Raw genomic sequence first — 23922 nt, 5'->3', positions numbered from 1 at the left:
TTTAAACGGAAGGGCTCTTTTTTTACGTTGAAGCATAAGTAGTTGCTGAATACATACGGCATAATTTGCCGATGAATAGTCTCATAACAGGGGAGTTTTTTTCCAAGTGTCTAACGTGTATTGGGATGCATTCTTTGATATATGGACGACTGTTCATTAAATTTTGGGGTCAAGGATTTTTATCAATTCTTGAACCACGTCAATAATAATAAATTCATGGGTATGAGCTGATTAGCTCGGAGTCTGATAAGGGTAATGATAATATATTATACCAATAGTGAGGGTGAATGTTTTGGAACGTAACCATACGATGATGCAGTTTTTTGAATGGCATGTAGACCCAGATGGTAAGCATTGGGATCGACTAAAAGATAGCGCTTCGGAGTTAAAGGCAATAGGAATTGATTCGGTATGGATACCTCCAGCAACGAAAAGTTCTTCCCCTGATGACACGGGCTACAGTATTTATGATTTATACGATCTTGGCGAATTTGATCAAAAGGGCTCCGTTCGCACCAAATATGGTACGAAAGATCAACTTTTAGCAGCCATCGCTGCATGTAAAGAGCAAGGAATTTCAGTATATGCTGACTTGGTAATGAACCATAAGCTGGCGCCGATGAGAAAGAGAAGTTTCAGGTCATTGAGGTAAAAGAAGATAATCGCAATGAAGAAATCTCGAAACCTTTTGATATTGAAGGATGGACAAAATTTAACTTTGCCGGACGAGGGGACAAGTATTCCTCATTTAAGTGGAACTTCACTCATTTCAATGGTACTGATTACAATGCTAAAGATGGTGACACTGGAATCTATCGTATTATCGGAGAGAATAAACATTGGAACGAAAATGTCGACGACGGTTTCGGTAATTATGATTATTTGATGTTTGCTAATATCGACTATAATAATCCATTGGTTCGAGAAGAAATGATAAGTTGGGGTAAGTGGCTTGTCAACACTCTTTCATGTGATGGATTCCGTTTAGATGCTATCAAACATATTGACCATAATTTTGTACAAGAATTTGCGCAGGCCATGTACGAGGAGCTAGGTGACAAATTTTATATTGTCGGCGAATTCTGGAATGCAGATCTAGGGGATTGTTTAGCCTATTTAGATGCAGTAGAGAACTCAATCGATATTTTTGATGTACCGTTACATTACCGCCTTCAAGCGGCTGCGCAGGGTGGAAAGGAATTCGATCTAACGACGATATTTGACGGTTCTCTTGTGAAAGAGCGTCCGCTTCAAGCAGTAACGATCGTAGATAATCATGATACCCAGCCAGGCGAAGCACTTCAGTCATGGGTGGATGATTGGTTTAAGCAGAGTGCATATGCATTAATTCTTCTTCGTATCGATGGATATCCGGTAGTGTTCTATGGGGATTATTATGGGATAGGTGGAGATAACCCAATTCCAGGGAAAAAGATAGCCATTGATCCACTTCTGTACGCTCGATATCATAAGGCATATGGAGAACAAGTAGATTATTTCGATCATCCTAATACCATTGGTTGGGTTCGGATGGGCGTTCCAGAAATTGATCGATCAGGCTGCGCTGTAGTCATATGCAACGGTGAAGAAGGATTCAAGCATATGTGCGTAGGTGAAGAACGTGCTGGTGAGGTTTGGTTAGACTTAACCAATACACGTGAGGAACATGTGACAATCGGGGAAGACGGATGTGCTGATTTTCCTGTTAATGCAGGTAGTGTGTCGGTATGGGCTTTACCAGAATTAGATGTCTCGGAGGAATAAGCTTTAGATAATGCATATCAAGTGATATAAGGATGACAACGCTCATAGGATGAGCGTTGTTTTTTTACATTTAAGATTCGTTTGCAAACCTTCTGATCATGCAAAAATAAGATGCACCGCTACAATAGTATGGCATCGATTTTCCCAATTCACTCACAGCATGTATTTAATGTCTGTGAGTTTTTTATATCCGAATATATTACCCCTCGTAAATAAGATTATCCCCCTTTGTTTATTGAGTATATTCATTACAATAAAGGTAACAAGTAGTATATGAAATTTATAGGATATTATTAATTTATTACCTTTAAAATACAAACGATTAAGTATACCTTTTTGTTTAGAATTTGTTCAGAATCGCTTGCTAGAATGATATATAACCTAATAGGAAGAGGAAGGGGAAAATCGTGAACTTAGAGAGTATATTTACGGATGAGGTTGGAGGTATACTGACGTATGAAGCTAATTCTTCAAATACGAATGTTGCCATGGTTAATATTTGTGAGAATTATCTAGTCATCACACCTGTACAAGCGGGAAAAACTACGATTAAAGTTAAGGCGCTTAATGAATGCGGCAGAATGAAAGAGGCAGAATTTAATATCACTATTGAGCCTCAAACACCACATAACTAAGGCTTTAGATACCTCTGATTCTATAGTCGATTCGATTGCAACAATTGTTGTATGAGAAACGTTAGGAGCATGAGGAGGGATTCTTATAAAAAAGTGTATGGGTACTATGGTGTTCATAATCATGATACTATCATTAGTTGGATGTACTGGCGTGACGAATCCATTAAATACTACATCAACAATCATTGATTGGGTTGATTTTGTGAAATTAAATAACAAAAGTTATACAGGAGTTCACGAGGCTGTGATAGCTGATCCTGCTTTTGTATTGACGCAACAACGAGTAGGAACGGTTAAATTTAAAGTAGATGATGTGGTGACGAATTCAAACTATCAAACAAAAGACGGTGATGCAGCTTTTTTAGAAATCGGTACTCCGTTATATGAAGTCCAAGGGTTTCCAGATCATTCTATGATTGCTGCAAAAGACGAACAAAGTCTTCATGGATACAAGCTGTTTAAGGATGACTCCGTTAAGCTGAATCTCAACTATAAAGATATTCCCAAGCAACAAGTAACGAGGATTGAAATTTATAAGAATTCCTTCAAGAATCCGAATAGCGAGCCCAAAATAATTGAAGGTAAACAAGTTAAATCGTTTATCGCTCTGCTTGATGAAGGCAAGATTACACAAAATTATCAACCGGACATGTCAAAAGGGGATCCAACGTTTTATGATATGATTTTTTATACGGATAAACCTTATGCATATAAACAGAATCTTCAAGATGACGGGATGAATTTTTACTTTTATCCTTGGAATGTGAGTATTCTCTCACGTGATATCGGAAAAATGATCGAATAGCAGGTTACTGCTTTATTTTTTTGTCTAAAATATTACCTTTTGTGGGTAAATAAGATTCAGACTACGTATCAACATGCTGCGTCGATTAAATTCGATGGCGGCATGTTTTATTTATATTGATATAATATAATTAATTATAAATAAGTTGATTGAATGGTGATGTATAAATAAATGAAATCGAATGATCGAATGATCGAATTTACTGAGATTGAAATCTTGGAGACGATAGAGAGTGTGGAGACTCAGGGTACGCCTATTCCACCAAGAAGTTCATCCATTCCGCCTAAGGAAGAGATTGAGTTGGACTTATCGCCAGTTGAGGAGTTCCCTTTTTATACAAAAGAGCATGAATTCTTATTGCAAGCAACGGAATGGACGGAAAGAGTGGAGGACGAAGTGCCTTTTGTTCCATTTATGAGCTATTGGCCCACTTATGATGAGATGATGGAGTCACAGCTTAAATGGTATTTTTACTGGCGAAGTGAGGTAAGGAAGGAAAGATACCTGGATAATGATCTCTCTTATGTTTTTGTGTACATTTATGAGCTGATCAACGGCATTGGTTGGGACAAACCTGAAGAAGGGTATGCACTACTGCTCAAGATATGGGAATCTTATCGTGCTCGTTATCGTCAACTGAATGGATATCTTGCTGATTGGGTGTCTGATTTCGTGCTTGTCCATGGTTTAGATATTCCATTAATTGATATTCTGGCCCAGTCGCAGACGTCGCTGAAGGGTGAGCTTCTCAATATTGAATTGTTAAGGATGCTGAAAGAAGAACCTTCTCGCTTAACGTTAGAGATGTTATCAGCTTTATCGGATTATGATATGTTTCGAAGTAAATTCTATAACAGTACCGGACGGCTCGATCTTGAACTCTATATCCCCAAGGTTATTGCACTGGTAGACTCATATATGCTCAAAACGAATGAAGTCAATCTCATTAATATGCTTCATCCCGGTGAAGAAAAGACGGTTGAACGCTACTTATTTAGAAGTGCTATGTATGACCCTAATTTGTATGGCAGAACGGTTATGTTGACTTGTGTTCCCTTGCAGCAATATTTGCCATTAAGAGTCTATGTGACACAGCTATTCAAATATACGGAAAATATTTTGCGTGAGCTGCGCGGATTCAAGGGACGTCTGCGAGGTATTGAACTAGAACCAGAAGTCAAGAAACTAATCAAACGTTATGTAACGAATGAATTCACCCGAGCGAAAAAGACTCCACCAAGTATTTCGATTGATTCAGCCAAGCTTACCGCTTTACAGCTGGATACAGAGGTGGTGCGAAATATGCTAACGATTGAAGATGAGAATGAAACAGCGAAACCAACAGGTATCGAAATTAAAATGGACATCGAGTCGGAAATAGAAAATGAACAGTTAAGCACGAAGGAAATTGAGTATACAGATAATGAACCCATGCAGCTAGACACTCAGGTCCCAAATATGCTAGAATCTTCTCCCTTACAAGTTAACTCAGGGAATGAACATGAGATTATTTCTTGGAATACAGAAGGAATGGATGAGGAGTGGCAGCTTTTTGCAAGTTTACTAAGCACATCCCATTTGGACATTCTGGCAACCTTAATGGAAAAAGGACCTTATCATGGACTATCTCAAGTTGCCGAAGCTCATGGAACGATGCCTGCGCTCCTCATTGATGAGATTAACGAAGCATCGATGGAGACGATTGGTGACCTCGTTATCGATGGAGAACAAATCATGGATGAATATATATCGTATTTCAAAAATCTAAAGTGAACAGATAAAGAGGTGACCTCACTTGACAGAAGTTAAAATTCCGAAGCGTTTAACAACCGCGCTCGTTAACTCGCTTACAGCGGGTGTTGTTCCTCGGGTAGGACTTGAGCATATCGCTGTTGGGCGCAAAGCGGAAGTGGAGGCTATCCTTAGAGATATGGATAATATCTCGGAAGGGGGAGCCGCTCTTAAGCTGATTACCGGCAGATATGGTAGTGGAAAAAGCTTCTTACTCCAGACGATACGCAATTACGCGATGGATCGAGATTTTGTAGTTGCTGACGCAGATCTGTCTCCTGAACGGAGACTTGTCGGTACGAAAGGGCAGGGCCTTGCGACATACCGAGAGCTTATGATGCATTTGTCGACTCGGACAAGACCCGATGGAGGGGCTTTAGAGGCAATGTTGCAGAAGTGGATCTCTTCAATACAGCAAGATGCCATGAAGGAGCTTCAGCTTCGCCCCAGTGATCCAGCGCTTAACGAGGAAGTGGAGCAGCGGATTTACACCATTACGAATGAGATGCAGAATTTAGTGCATGGCTTCGATTTCGCGCGTGTGCTCGCCTCCTATTGGAGCGGGTACAAGCTTGCTGATGAAGAGCAGAAGCAGGCCGCTTTGCGTTGGTTACGCGGAGAATATGCAACAAAGACAGAAGCGAAGAAGGATCTACTCGTTGGCGTTATTATCGATGACGACAATTGGTATGACTATATTAAACTGTGGTCGGAGTTCACGGCACGAATCGGTTATAAGGGTTTACTGTTATTTATTGATGAAGGTGTTAACTTATATAAAATAACGAATAGCATCTCACGTCAAAGTAATTATGAGAAGCTGCTTACGATGTTCAATGATACAATGCAAGGCAAAGCGGAGCATCTTGGTATATTCATTGGCGGTACGCCTCAGTTTGTGGAGGACGAGCGCCGTGGCTTATTCAGTTATGAAGCGCTTCGTTCACGTTTAGTAGAGGGTAGATATGCAGGGCAAGGATACCAGAACTATGCGGGTCCGATTTTGAAGCTGAATATGCTCTCTCATGAAGAAATTTTAATTCTTTTACAAAAGCTGCGGCATATTCATGCCCTTCATTTTGGATATACAGCAACTTTAACCGATGCAGATCTGATTCGCTTTATGGAGTCGGCGGTTGGACGTTTAGGGGCAGATCAACTGCTAACCACGAGAGAAGTTGTGCGAGATTTCATGGATGTCATGCACACATTACATCAGAATCCAGAAGCTTCATACGATCAGGTGCTTGGCGATAGAGAAGTGAAACCTGCGGATACAGATTCAGATGAAATGGATGACTTTCTGGCGGAGTTTGAGCTATGAGCGATAGTCCTTTTCATAGACTAGCCCCATTTATCCAAGAATTTATGTACAAAAGAAAATGGGATTCCCTGCGGCCTACACAGGTCGAGGCATGCCGAGTCTGCTTCGACACACCGAATCATTTGCTGATTGCAGCGGCTACGGCTTCTGGTAAAACCGAAGCGGCATTTTTCCCAGCTCTTACTGAGCTGTATGAGAAGCCCTCAAGTTCAGTAGGCATACTGTATATTGGTCCGCTCAAAGCATTGATCAATGATCAATTCGAGCGGCTGAAGGATCTCATTCAGGAAGCACATATCCCTGTATGGCACTGGCATGGAGATGTTTCGCAAACGGAGAAAAGTAAGCTCATGCGCAAGCCTTCTGGTATTCTTCAGATCACCCCTGAGTCACTTGAAGGTCTGCTCATGAATCGTCCCAATGCGATTCCAGCATTGTTTAGGGATCTACGATATATCATCATTGATGAAGTTCATGCCTTTATGGGCGCAGATCGTGGTATTCAGGTGCTAAGTCAACTGGCTAGAATCGAGCGAATGACTGGATGCTCTCCTAGACGAATTGGACTATCTGCTACGTTAAGTGATTATGAAGCTGCTCAAGACTGGCTCGGGGCGGGAACAAGGCATCCCGTCGAGGTTGTATCATCTCCAGCCGTAAGGAAGCTTCGGCTACGTGTAGAGCATTTCTCCTTCCCAGATGCTAGAGACGAAGAGCAAGCAGAGCATTTGCAGAATGCACGTAATGCATATTACGATTTTATATATGACAGTACACATTTAAAGAAAGCATTGGTCTTTACCAATAGTCGCTCGGATGCAGAACTTACCACCTTAGAGCTGAGAAAGGTAGCCGCTAAGCGGCATCAACCTGATGTTTTCTATGTGCATCATGGGAGCATTTCCGCTATGCTCCGAGAAGAAGCGGAGTCTGCCCTGCGGGGTGGTGTGGGCCCAGCGGTTGCTGCTGCTACACTGACACTGGAGCTGGGCATTGATCTCGGCGAGCTTGAGCGTGTCGTGCAATTAGGCGCGCCTTATAGCGCATCCAGTTTTGTTCAAAGGCTCGGTAGATCAGGTAGACGAGATGATATGGCATCTGAAATGCTATTCGTATGTCCGGAGGAAGAAGATGAGGAGGCGCCACTTCCAGCTCGTATGCCTTGGACATTACTGCGGGCAATCGCGGTTATCGAGCTATACGTTCGTCATAAATGGGTAGAACCTCTAGATATTAGAGAATTTCCAATTGGTCTTCTGTATCACCAGACGATGAGCATTCTGAAGAGTATGGGGGAAGCCATGCCCCATGAACTTGCCGAGGCGGTTCTGTCGCTGCCTTCATTCCGAAAGATTGGGGCAGAGAAGTATAAGGTATTTCTGAATTATCTAATTCAGACGGATCATATCCAGTGGACGGATGAGAAGACACTATTGATTGGTCTCATGGGAGAAAGAATCGTGAATAATTTCCGTTTCTTTGCCGTTTTCAAAGATGATGAGGAACATGTAGTATATAACGGTTCTGAGGAGCTTGGGTCTATTACAACGGTGCCACCTCCAGGCTATTGTTTTTCACTAGCTGGTAAGCTATGGAAGGTCGTCGAAGTGGATACAAAGCATAAGGCGGTTTATGTAAAAGCTGCGCTAGGGAAGGTCGATACACTTTGGCTTGGTGCAGGCGGGGATGTTCATACACTTATTTTGCACAAAATGCGCGAAGTGCTTGAAGAGAGTAGCCTTTACAGTTATTTATCTCCTCAAGCAGTTAATCGTCTGGAAAGAGCCAGACGGCTCGCTCGGGAAAGTGGAATGTTGAAGCAGTTTGTGATACCAGCGGGTGGAGATTCCTTGTTTATTCTTCCTTGGGTGGGAAGTAAGCAGTTCAGAACACTGGAACGATTGCTTAAGCATAATTTAACGGATCGATTATCACTTAGATCTGTTGTTCCGATGGAACCGTATTATTTCATTGTCGCTGGTAAGACGGACGATCAGACGCTAATGAATCAAATTTTACGCGAAATCGCTGCTTGTCATGATTCGGGATCATTACTTGATCCTGATGAAGCTCCTTACATCGGTAAATACGATGAATTTGTAGCGCCCGAGCTGGTAAGACATGCTTTTGCCATCGATGGTTTAGATGTTTCTGGGTTGTATAAGGGTTTGATAAATACGATGAAACCGTGAGTACGATACAATCAATTAATTATTTCTCTGAGATCGCACTACGTATGAGCAAAAATCAAAAAGATCGCTTCATTAGGAATGGTAGTAGTAATTCCATTTCCAAATAGAGCGATCTCTTTGTGTATTTTTAGAAAAAATTAAAGTTTACGCGTTAATTTTTCTTTTGCGTATAGCTATTATTTAATTGAATAAGGCAATTTAAAGGTCCACAGCTCCGTACCGTTCTCAGGAGATGTGCTATCAATACCGAAGTCGTTGTCATTTACGATAACTAACGTATTACCGTTGATAAGCGATACGCCTTCGATTTTCTCATACGGATATTTAAACTCTACTGAATCAAGTACAGTACGTTTAGTTGGAGGTAAGATGTTATTTTTCTTCAGATCCGCAGTTGACATTTGCTCAATTGTTTTACCGGCAGCGGTTGCATCATCGTACTTACCAAGAATGTTCGTTGCATCGGATAGGTCGATCGAGTAAATGCGCTTTAACTGCGCTTGATCACCTGCGAATTTATCTCGTTCATCAATAAGAAGCGTGTGCTCATTGATTGCAACCATATCGGAGATGACGATGTCGCCTTGAACCAATTTCTTGAATTGTTTAGCATCTTCTAAGAGATACGCATATTCAGCAACTGGTGTAAGTGTCTCTAGGTCAAACTTGATAATACGTACTTGGCGAGAGTTATCCATCGCTTTGTCGGGATTACGTAGAGCATTCTGCATAGCCATGAACATATACTTTCCGTCAGGCGTTATGCCTATGGCCTCTGCTCCGCGGTTTTGGCGTAGCTTATTATACACCGCTGGAAGGACTTCACGAGCAGGTACAAGTGGTGTGGATACTTGAGTAGCCCAGCCTTTAGGTACAATACGTTCAATAATCGTTCCATCACGTTTCACATGAACAATAGACGGGCCATATTCATCTGAAATCCAGAACGAATCGTCTTTCACGTTATATGCGATTCCTTCAATATCTAAACCATATGGGTCATATGCTAGTTCTTTGGAACCCGCTGCATCATAAGGTGCCTCATCGCGGCCTTTGATGTTCGGAAGTCCCGTAATGTTGGATGTACCCGTAGTTGGATTGACACCGTTCACTTTCAAAGGGAACTTATCGAGAATTTTAATTTCTCCATTCGTTATTTGAATTTTATAAATTGTAGGTGTGTAATCTGCAACAGGAAACGTACGGAGCGTTTTACCCTTTACATCAATTTGACCATTAGGTCCACGGTCGGCTGTTGAGTAGAATACATTGTCTGGATCTCCTGGAATATGTGTAAGCGAAGAGCCGACACCCATTTTGATTCCTTTTGCTAGATCAGCAGCATTTAGCTTATATGTACCTGTTTGAACCGGTTTTTCAGTTAATACCACGCTGGAGCGGAATTCATCCCAATTTTCATATGTAGGAGTTCCATTAACCGAGGCAGCGGATACACTTCCTGCCCCAAGCGAAAGTGTAAGTGTTGCTGTCGCGCTGATAAGCCATTTCTTATTCAATGTTATATATTCTCCCTTCGATCTCTTATGTGACTAACTAGTATAGTATCAATGCAATGTTAACGTAAGCTCATAATAGATCACTAGTTTTGTAAAATATGGATTGTAAAAAATATACATTCAAAGAGTTCATGTCTATGTAATGTAAAAAGGAACCCGCACTCTCGATGAGAATGTGGGTTTCCTTTACAATTTAAGGGTATTACATTTACCGTTGAGTTATAGATTGGTCATTCTCATAGACTGTTCACTATAGCGTGTGCCTTTTATTTTACTTGCCAGCGTATTTAGTTCGTTAAGCTCATGTGGCGAGAGGATGATGTTAGCAGCTTCAATATTCGTCTTTAAATTTGCTCTGCGACTAGTACCAGGAATAGGAACGATATCTTCACCTTGTGCCAGCACCCATGCTAGAGCGAGTTGAGCTGCCTTGACACCTTTATCCTGCGCCATGCGTTCTAGTTCGCTTACGATGTCTAGGTTCACTTGAAAATTCTCACCTTGAAAGCGTGGAAGTCCTCTTCGGTAATCATCTGCTGCAAAATCTTCAAATTTGCGAATCTCACCTGTTAGGAATCCACGACCAAGTGGGCTATAGGGTACAATTCCTACGCCTAGCTCACGACATGCAGGAAAAGTGCTTTCTTCAATATCACGGCTCCAAAGTGAATATTCCGATTGTACAGCTGTAATGGAATGAACGTTAAAAGCCTTACTTAGCGTCTCTCCGGAAACTTCCGAAAGTCCGATATGTCTTATTTTACCTTCTTTAACTAGGTCAGCCATAGCGCCAACGGTCTCTTCAATAGGTGTGTCCTGATCTACACGGTGGAGGTAGTACAGATCAATATGATCTACGCCGAGTCGTTTCAGACTGGCTTCACAAGAAGATTTAACATAGTTAGGTGTTCCGTTAACCCCGACACCACCATCCTTTTGAACAAGTCCGAATTTGGTCGCAAGTACGACTTCTTCACGTCTCTCTTTCAGAACTTGAGCAAGCAATTCTTCATTATGACCACGACCATATACGTTGGCGGTATCCCAGAAAGTGACACCATGATCTAGTGCATAATGTAGCGTTTGTAGCGATTCATTCTCGTCTCGCGCTCCATAATATTGTGGTGACATGCCCATACAACCTAGACCTAAGGCAGAAACTTCTAATGATCCCAGCATTCTTTTGTTCATAATTCATGCTCCTAACTGAAATTGGATGTGTACTAATTTGGTATTTAGCTCGAAAAATAGACTGAAATAGGTTATGATCAAGATTGTCGTTTAAAAAATTGGAGGTTTTAACATGGCTAAAGCAAAAGTGGCGAAACGCCCGACACGTGATGAGTTTGTTCTTGAGGAAATCGGTAACCAGTTAAATGAAGCGAAACAGGAAAATGCAGAGATTTTGCTCACAGTATGGGGTAAAGAAGAACCCGTTCGTGGCCAAATTATATTGATGGATTCCCGTACCGGTAAAATACATGTACAAGGGTCTGAAGATATGACTAAAGTTCCTTTCATGGATATTATGCGCGTAGACTACCCTAGAGACTAAGACTGTGACCTGGTTAAAAGGGTTCGTACGTACTGGCCTATGTTATTAATCGCTTGTTCAGCTTCAGGTAACATATAGGCAAGCAAGTGAAAAACACTCCACATTTGTTCCCAAACTTCGAGTAAGACTGGGGCACCTGCCGCTCTCGCACGCTCAGTGAATCGGACAGCATCGCTTAATAAAACCTCTTGATCACCTACTTGGATGAGTATACTAGGTAAGCCTCTTAAATCCATCCTAAGCGGGGATAGAATAGCCGGATATTCGTCTAGCTGTTTATTTCCTAATCCTAAATAAGTATTTCGTATTCTTTGGTTATACGCTAAACTCCCCGTAGGATCAAGTTCAGCTCTTGTGATATACGATTCTCCGTCTAAATGCACAAGATCAGTGTGTGGTGATATCAGAAAAGCACCTGCAGGTAATACTTCGTCAGCATCTCGTAAAGAGAGAAGGGTCATTAGAGCAAGACTAGCCCCAACCGAGTCACCGCCAAACACAATGTTATGAGCTGAATATCCGTTTTCTAATAACCAGTGATAGGCGAATAGGCAATCCTCGTTCGCAGTTGGATACAAAAATTCAGGTGCAAGGCGATATTCTAACGTTAGTACCCTCACACCACTGGACTGAGCTATTCTTGCTGCTAGATCACGATATATTTCGCAGCTACCTGTAAAGAATCCTCCCCCGTGAAAATATAAAATGACTTGCTGTTCATCTTCTTTCTCCGTTACAAGATCACCAGCTGTTACCCATTCTCCGTTTATAGGCCCGATTTCGATCTTCTGAAATACAACATTAGGCAGTTTAGGCAGTTTGGCTGAAGCTTGAACCATTTCGTTTCGGAGTTCTTCTACCGATTTGCCTATGTTATTATTTGTTTGTTTTAAAAAAGCTTTAATCGTGCTGAGCTGTTCAATACTAGAACTGTGTTGCATTGTGATTCCCCCTACATGGTTTAATACAATTAGTGTAGAACCTGTAGTAGGGTACAAGGTCAAGTCATGAATTCATGTTAAGAGCTTGAAGAACCTCTTGTATACCCGGATCTTTATTCTCCGACTGAAGATTGGATTTCAGATTCAATAATTGGGACTTAGTCTTCTCTCTATTAGCAATTTCAATGTTAATACTTTCGATCTTCCTCTCAATTACATGAAGGAAATCAGCGATGTGAATGGAGCTATCTACGGATTTCGTTATAGCTTTCTTAATTTCTTTAAGTGTGAACCCACATGACTTAGCATTCTTAATGAAGGCTAACCGTATCAAAACGTCTTCTGAATACAAACGATAGCCAGATTCTGTACGCAGTGGGGAAGGAATCAGTCCATAATTCTCATAATATCGTAAGGTTTCAATATTTAAATTGGTCATGTCTGCGATTTGCCCACGTAAATATCCTTCCATGCTCAGCATCCTTTCTTCGAGTCTTATAGAAAACGGCAATTAGTGCAAATGCAGCTGTAAAGTATTAACAGTATAAATCATTTGTCAAAAGAAAAGATATGTGATAATTTAGTAACTGTAACCGGTTACACAAATTACACATCACTTGCTGGTTACATTCATGAGGTGAATAGATATGGCAACGATTAGAGATGTAGCAAAACTAGCATGTGTATCCGTAGCAACGGTTTCGAGGGTGATTAATAAGACAGGTTATGTTCATGCGGATACTCGGCACAAGGTTGAAGCAGCAGTCAAACAATTGAATTATACGCCTAATGAAGTTGCGCGGTCTTTATATAAACGCAAGTCCCGATTAATCGGGTTACTGTTACCTGACATTACGAATCCATATTTCCCGCAGTTAGCGCGCGGAGTAGAGGATGAGATGCAGAAGAATGATTTCCGAATCATATTTGGCAACAGTGACGAGAATCATCGTAAGGAACAGGAATACATTCAGACCTTTATCCAAAACAATGTTGTAGGTGTAATATCATCCACCAACGATCCAAATTCGGACACGTATTCGAAATTAAAAATACCAGTTGTATTTCTAGACCGCACTTCTACAGATAGTCCATCGGTATACTCTGACGGAAGAGAAGGCGGAAGAATTGCCGCGCGAGAAATGATCAGCCGTGGTAGTAAACGTATTACCGTTATGCAAGGACCTGTACATATCAGGCCTGCTCAAGATCGATTTCAAGGAGCGTTAGAAGTTCTGGAAGAGAATAAGATATCCTATAACGTTATCCAAACGACTTCGTTCTCTTTTGCTGAAGCAGAATTATGGGCGAAAGAGCTGTTTGACAAACATCTAGATACAGATGGAATCATTGCAAGCAACGATATTGTCGCTACAGCAGTACTTCATGAAGCGCATCGCTTAGGTAGGAGAGTACCGGATGATGTACAGATTATAGGGTTTGATGACATTCCCTTAAGTGCATTATTATCTCCTTCGCTATCAACGATTCATCAACCAGCCTATGAGATGGGAAGGCAAGCAGCAGGTCTATTAATTAAACTGATTCAAGAAGGCTTTGTAGAACATCGAAATATACAATTCCCCGTCCATTTCATCGAGCGGGATACGACGAGAAAGGTGGAACATCATGGCTAAGATTTGTGTAGTAGGAAGCTGTTCAATGGACTTTATTGTAACATCATCGAAACGACCAGGCGCGGGAGAAACCGTTCTTGGTGAGAGCTTTAAGACATTACCTGGAGGCAAAGGAGCTAACCAAGCTGTTGCTGCGGCCCGTTTAGGGGCTGAGGTAACCATGATTGGTCGAGTTGGTGATGATGTTTTTGGCGAAGAGATTTTGAAGAATCTAAACTTAAATAACGTTAATACGGACTATGTGGAACCGGTTACACATATGGAGAGTGGCACTGCTCATATTATCTTAGCTGAGAATGATAACAGCATCATTGTAGTGAAAGCTGCAAATGATGAAGTTACGCCTGCTTATATTGAACGGGCTTTGGACGTCATTAAAGGTTCGGATATGGTCCTTATTCAGCAAGAAATACCCGAAGAAAGTGTGGCTTATGTGAGTAACAAATGTGCGGAGTATGGAATTCCTTTATTACTGAATCCCGCTCCTGCGCGGAAGATTGATAACCAGATTATTGAGAATTCAGCTTACATTACTCCAAATGAGCACGAAGCGGCAATTTTGTTTGACGGCGCGGAGGTCTCAGCATCCCTTCGTAAGTATCCGAACAAGCTGTTTATAACGGAAGGCAGTAACGGTGTTCGTTATTTTGACGGCGAGAAAGAAGTTGTTGTTCCAACGTACAAGGTTGAGGCGCTAGATACGACAGGCGCAGGAGATACATTCAATGCGGCTTTTGCCGTAGCGCTGGCAGAAGGTAAATTACTGCAAGAAAGTTTGAGGTTTGCTAATCGTGCCGCTTCTCTTTCAGTAATGAAGTTTGGAGCACAAGGTGGTATGCCTATGCGAATGGAAGTGAAGGCGACCTTATAAGATGAAGAAACACGGGATACTCAACAGTCATATTGCTAAAATACTTGCCGATCTAGGTCACACTGATTACATCGTTGTGGCCGATGTAGGCCTCCCGATTCCTGAAGGCGTTCCCAAAATTGATTTGGCACTGAAAATTGGCGTTCCTAGCTTCAAAGATGTCGTGGACATCATTGCTGAGGATATGGTGATTGAGAAGGTTATTGTTGCGGAAGAAATAGAACAAGAGAACATGGAAACATTAGATTATATTAACGAAACCTTTCAGGAAAGTACGATAGATATGTTGACACATGAACAATTTAAAAAAATGACTCAGTACGCGAAGGCGATCATTAGAACAGGTGAGGCCAAGCCATATGCAAACTGCATTTTACAGTCAGGTGTTTATTTTGGATAAAGAGGAGGAACCCACATGCATATTGAGATGACAGACATTCATAAATCCTTCGGTACGAATCAAGTGCTTAGCGGCGTTAATTTCAATCTCCGTGAAGGTGAGGTTCATGCCTTGATGGGAGAGAACGGTGCAGGTAAATCTACACTTATGAATATCCTAATCGGACTTCATCCAAGAGATCAAGGAACGATTATAATCGATGATCAAGAGACCTATTTTGCAAACCCTAAGGAAGCTGAGCAGAAGGGTATCGCTTTTATCCATCAGGAGTTAAATGTTTGGCCAGATATGACCGTGCTTGAGAACCTATTTATCGGCAAAGAACTAACAACTAAGTGGGGAACTTTAGATACGAAAGAAATGAAAACGCTAGCAAAGAAGCAATTCGCGAAACTTGCGGTAACGATTCCCTTAAGTCGTGAAGCTGGTGAATGCTCCGTCGGTGAGAAGCAGATGATTGAGATCGCGAAGGCTCTATTAACTGATGCCAAAGTGATCGTGATGGACGAGCCAACAGCAGCGCTAACAGAAAGAGAGATTCATAAGCTCTTTGAAGTCATTACCTCTCTTAAAAAAGAAGGTGTATCCATCGTCTATATTTCTCACCGGATGGAAGAGATCTTCGAGATCTGTGACCGAATTACGGTCATGCGCGACGGGAGAACCGTTGATACACAACAAATTCCCCATACGAATTTTGACGATGTCGTTAAGAAGATGGTTGGACGCGAACTTACAGAACGATATCCCTTTAGAAATCAGGTGGATGGGGAAGTCGTGCTTGAGGTGAAGAATGCGTCGCGTAAAGGTCTTTTCGAAAAAGTGAATTTTAATGTTCGTTCTGGCGAAATCGTCGGATTCTCTGGTCTTATGGGCTCGGGTCGAACCGAAATCATGAGAGCATTATTTGGACTAGATCATCTCGATAGCGGTGAAGTTTGGATTAGAGGTAAGAAAGCACATATTCGTACCCCAGATGATGCAGTAAAGCTTGGCATTGGGTTCATAACTGAAGATCGTAAGGATGAGGGTCTAGTATTAGATTTCTCAATCCGAGAGAATATGGTTCTTACTAGTTTGTCCAGTTTTACAAGCAAAGGTCTAATCTCAAGCAAAAGAGAGAGCGATTTTGTTGACCTTCTAATTAAGAGGTTGCAAATTAAAACGCAATCTGGAGAAACAGCCGTAGGCAATCTGTCTGGTGGGAATCAACAGAAAGTCGTGATTGCCAAGTGGGTAGGCATTGGTCCGAGCTTGTTAATATTAGACGAGCCAACACGTGGTGTCGATGTTGGTGCTAAACGAGAAATCTACGAATTAATGAATGAGCTTACGGACCGCGGAGTAGCGATTATCATGGTTTCCTCGGAGCTTCCGGAAGTGCTGGGCATGAGCGACCGAATTCTAGTTGTTCATGAAGGTACAATCAGTGGTGGATTAACTAGAGCAGAAGCTACCCAAGAGAAAATTATGACTTTAGCTACAGGAGGACAGTAATATGACAACGATGAATGGAACAAATGCGAAAAAAGGCTTTCAGTTATCTCAAATCACGCAGAAGCTGGGCCCGCTTCTTGGTCTGATTATTCTTATTATTATTGTATCGGTATTAAATCCTAGTTTTTTAGACCCACTTAATATTTTGAATTTATTGCGTCAAGTTTCAATTAACGCATTGATTGCCTTTGGGATGACGTTTGTTATTTTGACAGGTGGTATAGATCTATCGGTAGGTTCAATTCTAGCGTTATCTAGTGCATTTGTAGCAAACATGATGCTCTCAGGCTTTGACCCGATTATCGCCATTATTATTGGCTGTGTTCTCGGTGGTGTCATGGGGATGGTAAATGGACTAATGATCACCAAAGGAAAAATGGCTCCTTTTATCGCTACGCTTGCCACTATGACGATCTTCCGTGGACTCACGCTGGTATATACGAATGGTAATCCGATTACTGGACTTGGAGACAGTATGGTGTTTCAACTGTTTGGTCGCGGTTATGAATTAGGCATTCCGGTTCCTGCAATAACGATGGTTATTACCTTTATCGTATTATGGGTCATTCTGCATAAAACGCCATTTGGCCGTAAAACGTACGCTATCGGGGGGAATGAGAAGGCTTCGATCGTATCGGGTATTAAAGTCGACCGTGTTAAAATCATGATCTACTCTTTAGCAGGTATACTATCTGCCTTGGCTGGAGCCATTCTTACTTCGAGATTGAATTCAGCTCAGCCTACTGCTGGTGCTTCATATGAACTTGATGCGATCGCAGCGGTTGTATTGGGCGGAACGAGCTTATCCGGTGGACGTGGACGAATTGTCGGAACATTGATTGGTGCGCTTATTATCGGCACATTAAATAACGGACTTAATCTGCTTGGGGTATCATCCTTTTACCAAATGGTTGTCAAAGGGATTGTTATTGTCATCGCGGTCTTAATCGATCGGAAGAAATCTGCATAAGAAGGGATGTACTCACATGAAAAAATTATCGCTTATTCTGATGTCCCTAATGTTGATCATCATTACAGGATGTTCCCTTGAACCGCCGGGCTGGGCGAAGCCCAAAGCCACGAGCAATCTGAACGAGATGAAAATAGGACTTTCGATCTCAACACTAAACAATCCATTCTTTGTCTCTCTTAAGGACGGGGTTGTAGCTGAAGCGAAGAAACAAGGGCTTAAGGTTATCGTGGTTGATGCCCAGAATGACTCAGCTAAGCAAAGTAATGATGTGGACGATTTAATTCAGCAAGGTGTCAATGCACTGTTGATCAATCCAACCGATTCATCTGCGATTTCGACGGTTGTTCAAACTGCGAATACGTTAGGCATACCTGTTATTACATTGGATCGTTCTGCTGATAAAGGCGATATTAAAGCGTTAGTTGCTTCTGACAATGTAAAAGGTGGTAAAATGGCCGCCGATTATATCGTAGAGCAGCTCGGTAAAAGAGCCAAGGTTATCGAGCTAGAAGGCGTACCCGGTGCTTCCGCTACTCGTGAACGTGGAAAGGGCTTCCATCAGGTAGCAGATTCACAGCTTAAAGTGATCGAGAAGCAATCCGCTGATTTCGACCGCACGAAAGGACTTAACGTAATGGAGAATCTGTTGCAAGGTAACCCAGATGTACAAGCTGTGTTCGCTCATAACGATGAAATGGCTCTTGGGGCTATAGAAGCAATCCGAAGCTCAGGTAAAAACATACCAGTCGTTGGTTTTGACGGTAATGAAGATGCACTAAAATCAATTAAAGAGGGTAAACTTACCGCTACTGTTGCGCAACAGCCTGACTTAATTGGACAGCTTGCTATACGAGCTGCGAAGGATGTTCTTCAAGGTAAGACGGTTGAGAAAACGATTCCAGCACCACTTAAATTAGTAACTAAAGAATAAATAAAATAGAATAAATATTAATTTAACCGAATATATATTTAGTTGAGAGGTAGAACTGAAAAGTCCTGCCTCTTTTTGTATGTCTTCTAATATCCACCTCTATATGTAAGCGATTACTTAAAAAAAGCAGGTCTAATCGATTATAAAATGTGTGATGAAATTAGTAGCAATTTCTTAATTTCTTTGATATTATTCTAATCGTGCATTAGAACTATTTTCCTATTTTGAATAGAAAACGTTTTATATTACTCACAAATTAAGACTTTAGTAGCTTGAAACCGATGATTATATAGCAACATCCCTCATGATGATGAAACACACCTTAGAATCAGCAGACTAGCCTATTATTCCTACGCTGTTTTTAAAGAGGTGCTCAAAAGGCATCTCTATTTTTATAACTTAGAGGAGAATTTACTAGATGAAGATGAAAGACATGTTCAAGTTCAAGATTAGTCAAAAGCAGTTCACTGTATTTTTATTACTAGTTTTAATGTCTAGCGTTGTTGGAGGGTATTTTTCTTACAAAAATTCTGTAGTTTCTTTAGAAAAACAATTGTTAAGTTCATCCAACAGTCAAATTACAAACTTAACGACCATTGTAGACCGCGTCGTACTACCCGTTATGAAAGACACAGATGTGCTCGCTAGAACCTTATCAACCCCAACATCAGGCGTGATGACTCCAATTGATGGTTATAATATTCATACAAATACAGAAGTGCAATCAGCATTAACAGAGTTTAAAGCAGTACATACGGATGATACAGAACTTATCGGATTTGCAACAACGAGTGGATTATTCGCTATCGAGCCACAATCTAAAATGAAAGATGGATTCGATGCACGTACTCGTGTCTGGTATACGAAAGCGATGGAGAATAAAGGAAAAGTCATTATTTCCGATCCTTACGTTTCAGCGGGATCAGGGAACGTAGTTATTACACTAGCAAAAACGACGAAAGATAATCTCAGTGTTGCCGCCGTGAATTTATCACTCAAGCAATATCTTACAGATACAATAAAAGCACAAAAAATCGGAAAAAAGGGCTTTGCATATGTCATTGATGGCACGGATAAAATTCTGTCACATCCAACGATCAAGGCAGGAACGGATGTATCCAAAGATAAATCTATTTTGGCGATACACTCGTCTACATCAGGTACATACAAAACACAAGTTAATGGTGAAGATGCTCGATTAATATACACAACAGATGCTCTAACGGGATGGAAAATAGTTGGTGTCCTTTACGATAAGGATCTGGACGAGCTCAAAGGACCGATTATTGTAAATACGTTGTTGATGATTGGTGCTTCATTATTGTTACTCGGTATCATTCTTTATTTCGTAAATAAAATATTTGTTAAACCAATCAAACAAATTACATTGATAGCTGAAAAAATGGCTACTGGCGATCTTTCAGAAGATATTGTCCCGCTCAAAACGAATGATGAGATTGGGGACTTGTCCCGAGCTTTTCAAATGATGACCATACAGTTCCGTCATTTAGTTAGTAATTTAACAAACAGTACACACGGACTCTATCAAGCAGCAGATGTGCTGAATGTAGAAGTATCATCAACTACGGGAGCTGCAACTCGTATTTATGATGTGAGCAAACAAGTTACTGATGGTTCGATTACTCAAGCTCAAAGCACAAGAGAGATTTCGCGTGCCGTTCAAGAAAGTGCAATTGGCATTAATACGATTGCTAGTAGCGCATCTGAGATTAGCGATATTTCCGATCAAACGTTTAGAACAGCAGATGAAGGAAGTTCAAGTGTAATCCAAACGATGCACCAAATGAACTCCATTGATTTAGCGCTAACCAACTCTTCTGAAGCGGTACAATCGTTAATGGATAAAGCTAAAGAAATTGGTACGATAGCCGCTATTATTAATAGCATTGCCACGGAGACGAATTTACTTTCTTTAAACGCAAGTATTGAAGCAGCTAGAGCAGGTGAATCTGGAAAAGGATTCTCTGTCGTTGCAAATGAAGTGAAGAAACTTTCGACTCAGTCATCTGAGGCAGCCAAACAAATTAGCCGTCTAATCGCTGAAATTAATGATAAAACAAAGAAATCAGTAGATGCCCTAGTAGATGTTAAAACAGAAGTAAGTAATGGTATTACACTCAGTAACAATGTGAACACGTTTTTCTCTGGCATTATGGATAATATGTCTAAACTGAATGCCGAGATCCAGAGCCTAAGTGCAACTTCAGAAGAGATCGCAGCAAGCTCAGAAGAAATTAGTTCTTCAGCTGAAGCATTGTCGGATATTTCAAACTCTAATTCGGCGAATTCACAACATGCACTTACGGATACACAAACGCAGCAAAGTTCTCTTGCACGCATCAATGAACAAGTTAATATCGTTCTTCAAACGGCTGAGCAAGTGAAGCAAGATGTAGAAAAATTCAAAATCTAGTTAGTATGGCTTCATGCCTTTACTATAAATCTATCACCCGGAGGGTTATAACACATGAAGAAAAAGACATTAGTAGCATCACTTGCATCTGTAGTTTTATTAGGTTCATTAGGAGCAACCGTATTTGCTGCTTCTAACGATGGACAGAAAAACGAACAAGTAACATATTCTGTTGGTATTGTTCAAGAGAAGAGTAAGAAAGAAAACAAGTTGTTCCAATACTCAACGATCAATGCTTTGATGAGCGGTCAATACGATGGGGACATTACGCTTGATGAAGTTAAAAAACACGGTGATTTCGGTCTAGGAACGCTTAACGGTGCAGATGGAGAATTGACTGAGATTGATTCCAAGTTCTACCGTTTCGATAGCAAAGGTAAAATGACGCAAGTGAAGGGTGATTTGAAAACTCCTTTCGTCGTTACAACAAACTTTCAAGCTGAAAAGACTGCTAAAATTACAAATGTTGCAAACACGACAGAACTTACGGCTAAGCTATTAGAGCAAATGGACAATAAGAACAACTTCTATGCTTTCAAAATGCCTGTGAAATTGACATATTTAAAAACTCGTTCCGAACCGAAGCAAGAACGTCCGTACCGTCTTCTTAAAGATGTATTAGCAGAACAACAAGTCGAATTTGAATATAAAAATGTATCCGGTACATTCGTAGGTTTCTACACTCCGAACTATGCTGCAACAATTAACGTGCCAGGATTTCACTTCCACTTTGTTAGTGATGATAAAACCATTGGTGGTCACATTCTTAACCTAGCTTTTGATGAAGCTAATGTACAGATCGATCCAATCACGCAATTCGAAGTACAGCTTCCACAAACGAAAGAGTTTGCAGAAGCTGATCTAACGAAGATTCAACTTCAAGATATCATTGATGTTGAAGGCGACCATAAGAAAGAATAGTAAAACAAACAATAGCTTTTAAGTGCGATATTACGAGAAAGAATCCTTACATATAAGGGTTCTTTTTTTTGTTTATCTAGCTAAATACAACTATATTAGTTGTTATAAGTAATGTTAATATAACAAAAAGTACTTAGGAGGTAATGTTAATGGGAACATCCTACGATAGTCTGAAACCAGAACATGAGGCTTTTATCAAAGAACAACATATGTTTTTTGTTGGAACAGCAGCTACGGATGGGCATGTGAACCTTTCTCCAAAAGGACATGATTCATTTAGAATTTTATCACCCAATAAAGTGGCTTATCTTGATTTAACTGGGAGTGGAAATGAGACGAGTGCCCACTTAGCGGAAAATAATCGAATGACATATATGTTTATGTCTTTTCAAGGTAAACCGTTGATTTTAAGACTCTATGGAAATGGAAGAGTAATATTACCAACATCCAATGAATGGAATGAGCTAGCGGAGCAATTCACTATATATGAAGGAACTAGGCAAATCATTGTCTCAGACATTGAAATCGTGAAGGCATCCTGCGGATTTAGCGTTCCTTTATATAGTTATGAAGGTGACAGAAGCATACTACTTGATTGGGCCAAGAATAAGGGTGAAGACAGATTAGTGCAATATCGAAAAGAAAAAAATGCAGTCAGCATGGACGGAAAAGTAACACCGATTGGCGAGGAATTTAATAGGAGGATTATAGACAATGGGCATGTCTAATTATTATAAGAATATTTACATTCAGTTAGTCATATCCTGAACACGGATTTAGACGGCTAGAATTGGTTAATATATATCATTAACACTTTGCTGTTAATTTACAACAAGAATAACCTTTTTACTTAAGGGAAACAGAGGAGATTGCATATGAAGAAGTTAGAAGGAAAAGTAGCAATTGTTACTGGAGGAGCATCTGGTATTGGTTTAGGAACTGTACTGCGTTTGGTCGAGGATGGCGCTGCAGTCGTTGTAGCCGATGTAAACTATGAGGCTGCGCAACAAGTGGTTAAAGACATTACCAATGACGGCGGACAAGCAATCGCTGTAAAAGTGGATGTTTCCGTAGAAGCTGAAGTTAAAGCAATGATTGATACCACGGTACAAACCTTTGGAAAATTAGATATTCTTCATAACAATGCAGCTTGGGGACCCATTGATGACAAAGAAGTTCCAGATATGGACGTTGAAATGTGGGATCGCGTAATGGGTATTAACTTGCGTGGACCTATGTTAGGTTGTAAATATGCAATTCCAGAAATGATTAAAATTGGCGGTGGCACAATTATTAACACTGCTTCAGCAAATGGTAAAGTAGGAGATTATGAGCGTACTGCATATTCAGCGTCCAAAGCTGGATTGATGTCTCTAACACGTTCGATTGCTACTCAGCACGGAAAAGACAACATTCGCTGTAACTCTATTTTACCAGGGCTTATTCTAACTCCTGCAACTAAAAGAAAGTTTTCTAAAGAATTAATGGAATTAATGGAAGAAGGCAATCTATTACCGTCTATTGGTGAACCAGAGGATATCGCTGGATTAGTGTCGTTCCTTGTATCCAATGAAGGTAGATATATTACAGGACAAGAAATTAACTGTGATGGTGGAGTACTTGTTCGTGCAGGTGCTGGTGCAATCATGAAATATGTACGCGATCGTCAAAACTAAATCGATTGTTTCCCTACATAATACCAAGTACAGAACAGTTCCTCATTGTTTTGTACTT

At 40.8% G+C, this 23922-nt stretch carries 20 protein-coding genes and 1 pseudogene; 17 read left to right on the top strand and 4 right to left on the bottom strand.

The window, feature by feature from the left end; genetic code table 11:
- Positions 1-292: 292 nt before the first annotated feature.
- The 6 genes and pseudogenes from JCM16418_RS06460 (at position 293) to JCM16418_RS06435 (ending at position 8511) form a co-directional block, all read left to right on the top strand.
- Positions 293-1764 (top strand): annotated as a pseudogene (locus tag JCM16418_RS06460) (alpha-amylase).
- Positions 1765-2171: 407 nt separating this feature from the next.
- Positions 2172-2399: a hypothetical protein gene (locus tag JCM16418_RS06455; RefSeq protein WP_036647045.1), complete on the top strand. Its 228-nt coding sequence runs from the start codon at positions 2172-2174 to the stop codon at positions 2397-2399.
- A 121-nt stretch (positions 2400-2520) separates the two neighbouring features.
- Positions 2521-3204, top strand: a complete 684-nt coding sequence (locus JCM16418_RS06450; protein ID WP_148298756.1) for a hypothetical protein — start codon at positions 2521-2523, stop codon at positions 3202-3204.
- A 171-nt stretch (positions 3205-3375) separates the two neighbouring features.
- A complete protein-coding gene (locus JCM16418_RS06445) occupies positions 3376-4977 on the top strand; it encodes a TerB N-terminal domain-containing protein (protein WP_052020087.1) in 1602 nt (533 codons plus the stop codon).
- Positions 4978-4999: 22 nt separating this feature from the next.
- On the top strand, positions 5000-6319 hold the full coding sequence (locus tag JCM16418_RS06440; RefSeq protein WP_036647043.1) for an ATP-binding protein: 1320 nt from the start codon (positions 5000-5002) through the stop codon (positions 6317-6319).
- Entirely contained in the window at positions 6316-8511 is a 2196-nt protein-coding gene (locus tag JCM16418_RS06435) for a DEAD/DEAH box helicase (RefSeq protein WP_036647042.1), read from the top strand. Before JCM16418_RS06440 ends, JCM16418_RS06435 begins: the two co-directional genes overlap by 4 nt.
- Positions 8512-8687: 176 nt before the next feature.
- Here the strand turns inward: JCM16418_RS06435 and JCM16418_RS06430 are convergent, their stop codons facing one another.
- Both JCM16418_RS06430 and JCM16418_RS06425 read right to left on the bottom strand, forming a co-directional pair.
- Positions 8688-10028: an esterase-like activity of phytase family protein gene (locus JCM16418_RS06430; protein WP_036647041.1), complete on the bottom strand. Its 1341-nt coding sequence runs from the start codon at positions 10026-10028 to the stop codon at positions 8688-8690.
- A 219-nt stretch (positions 10029-10247) separates the two neighbouring features.
- Positions 10248-11219, bottom strand: coding sequence for an aldo/keto reductase (locus tag JCM16418_RS06425; RefSeq protein ID WP_036647040.1), 972 nt, complete (start codon positions 11217-11219; stop codon positions 10248-10250).
- Between the two features lie 112 nt (positions 11220-11331).
- On the opposite strand from JCM16418_RS06425, the gene JCM16418_RS06420 reads away from it, so the two are divergent.
- Entirely contained in the window at positions 11332-11583 is a 252-nt protein-coding gene (locus JCM16418_RS06420; protein WP_036647039.1) for a YolD-like family protein, read from the top strand.
- Here JCM16418_RS06420 and JCM16418_RS06415 read toward each other — a convergent pair.
- Both JCM16418_RS06415 and JCM16418_RS06410 read right to left on the bottom strand, forming a co-directional pair.
- Complete coding sequence (locus tag JCM16418_RS06415) at positions 11580-12581, bottom strand: alpha/beta hydrolase (protein WP_256203043.1); 1002 nt, start codon at positions 12579-12581, stop codon at positions 11580-11582. The two genes, JCM16418_RS06420 and JCM16418_RS06415, sit on opposite strands and share 4 nt — an antisense overlap.
- 7 nt (positions 12582-12588) lie before the next feature.
- Positions 12589-12996, bottom strand: a complete 408-nt coding sequence (locus JCM16418_RS06410) for a MerR family transcriptional regulator (protein ID WP_036647037.1) — start codon at positions 12994-12996, stop codon at positions 12589-12591.
- Positions 12997-13171: 175 nt separating this feature from the next.
- On the opposite strand from JCM16418_RS06410, the gene JCM16418_RS06405 reads away from it, so the two are divergent.
- The 10 genes from JCM16418_RS06405 (at position 13172) to JCM16418_RS06360 (ending at position 23864) form a co-directional block, all read left to right on the top strand.
- The gene (locus tag JCM16418_RS06405) at positions 13172-14161 is read left to right on the top strand and encodes a LacI family DNA-binding transcriptional regulator (protein WP_036647036.1); all 990 of its coding nucleotides are present in this window, start codon (positions 13172-13174) and stop codon (positions 14159-14161) included.
- Positions 14154-15032: a ribokinase gene (gene rbsK, locus JCM16418_RS06400; protein ID WP_036647035.1), complete on the top strand. Its 879-nt coding sequence runs from the start codon at positions 14154-14156 to the stop codon at positions 15030-15032. Before JCM16418_RS06405 ends, rbsK begins: the two co-directional genes overlap by 8 nt.
- A 1-nt stretch (position 15033) precedes the next feature.
- Complete coding sequence (rbsD, locus tag JCM16418_RS06395) at positions 15034-15432, top strand: D-ribose pyranase (protein ID WP_036647034.1); 399 nt, start codon at positions 15034-15036, stop codon at positions 15430-15432.
- A gap of 15 nt (positions 15433-15447) precedes the next feature.
- Positions 15448-16929, top strand: coding sequence for a sugar ABC transporter ATP-binding protein (locus JCM16418_RS06390; RefSeq protein ID WP_036647033.1), 1482 nt, complete (start codon positions 15448-15450; stop codon positions 16927-16929).
- A gap of 1 nt (position 16930) precedes the next feature.
- Positions 16931-17899: a ribose ABC transporter permease RbsC gene (rbsC, locus tag JCM16418_RS06385; RefSeq protein ID WP_036647032.1), complete on the top strand. Its 969-nt coding sequence runs from the start codon at positions 16931-16933 to the stop codon at positions 17897-17899.
- Positions 17900-17915: 16 nt separating this feature from the next.
- Positions 17916-18833, top strand: coding sequence for a ribose ABC transporter substrate-binding protein RbsB (rbsB, locus tag JCM16418_RS06380; RefSeq protein ID WP_036647031.1), 918 nt, complete (start codon positions 17916-17918; stop codon positions 18831-18833).
- 418 nt (positions 18834-19251) lie between these two features.
- Positions 19252-21267 carry a methyl-accepting chemotaxis protein gene (locus JCM16418_RS06375; RefSeq protein WP_036647030.1) on the top strand — a complete coding sequence of 672 codons (2016 nt, stop codon included), beginning with the start codon at positions 19252-19254 and terminating at the stop codon, positions 21265-21267.
- 54 nt (positions 21268-21321) lie between these two features.
- Complete coding sequence (gene budA / locus JCM16418_RS06370; protein WP_052020086.1) at positions 21322-22188, top strand: acetolactate decarboxylase; 867 nt, start codon at positions 21322-21324, stop codon at positions 22186-22188.
- Positions 22189-22337: 149 nt separating this feature from the next.
- Entirely contained in the window at positions 22338-22916 is a 579-nt protein-coding gene (locus tag JCM16418_RS06365) for a pyridoxamine 5'-phosphate oxidase family protein (protein WP_036647029.1), read from the top strand.
- 147 nt (positions 22917-23063) lie between these two features.
- Entirely contained in the window at positions 23064-23864 is an 801-nt protein-coding gene (locus JCM16418_RS06360) for an SDR family NAD(P)-dependent oxidoreductase (protein ID WP_036647028.1), read from the top strand.
- The last annotated feature ends 58 nt before the right edge of the window (positions 23865-23922 follow it).

It is taken from the genome of Paenibacillus pini JCM 16418, from assembly GCF_000576305.1.
Lineage (GTDB): Bacteria > Bacillota > Bacilli > Paenibacillales > Paenibacillaceae > Paenibacillus_AQ > Paenibacillus_AQ pini.
This window is presented reverse-complemented; position numbering and strand designations above follow the sequence as displayed.